Annotated in this window: 2 protein-coding genes; one reads left to right on the top strand and one right to left on the bottom strand. The window is 64.0% G+C overall.

The features are described from left to right. On the top strand, positions 1–70 hold a 70-nt coding region (rpsI, locus tag QSV46_RS39785; RefSeq protein WP_314964103.1), incomplete at its 5' end, for a 30S ribosomal protein S9. A gap of 20 nt (positions 71–90) precedes the next feature. On the opposite strand, the gene QSV46_RS39790 is transcribed toward rpsI, so the two are convergent. Further along, positions 91–272: hypothetical protein (locus QSV46_RS39790; RefSeq protein ID WP_314964102.1), on the bottom strand; the 182-nt coding region annotated here is incomplete at its 5' end.

The following is a 272-nucleotide window of genomic DNA, read 5'->3' on the forward strand; positions in this document are numbered from 1 at the left end:
GCGCGTGGTCGAGCGGAAGAAGTACGGCAAGGCGAAGGCCCGCCGGTCGTTCCAGTTCTCGAAACGCTGATCGTTTCGAATCGAGCAAGTTCAGGGGCGCGGCATCAGCCGCGCCCTTTTTCTTTTGCGCTGCGTCCGTCCCGCCGGGTGGCGCGGGTGAGCTGAATCACGCGGGGCAACCGATTCCGTCATCCAGGCGTTGCGGAACGGTGAGAGATTCGGCTGCGGGAACAGGCGCACTCCTTGCCGCAAGCCTTCGATCTGCCTTAGCG

Origin of the sequence: Bradyrhizobium cosmicum (assembly GCF_032290525.1) — a bacterium.
GTDB lineage: Bacteria > Pseudomonadota > Alphaproteobacteria > Rhizobiales > Xanthobacteraceae > Bradyrhizobium > Bradyrhizobium cosmicum_A.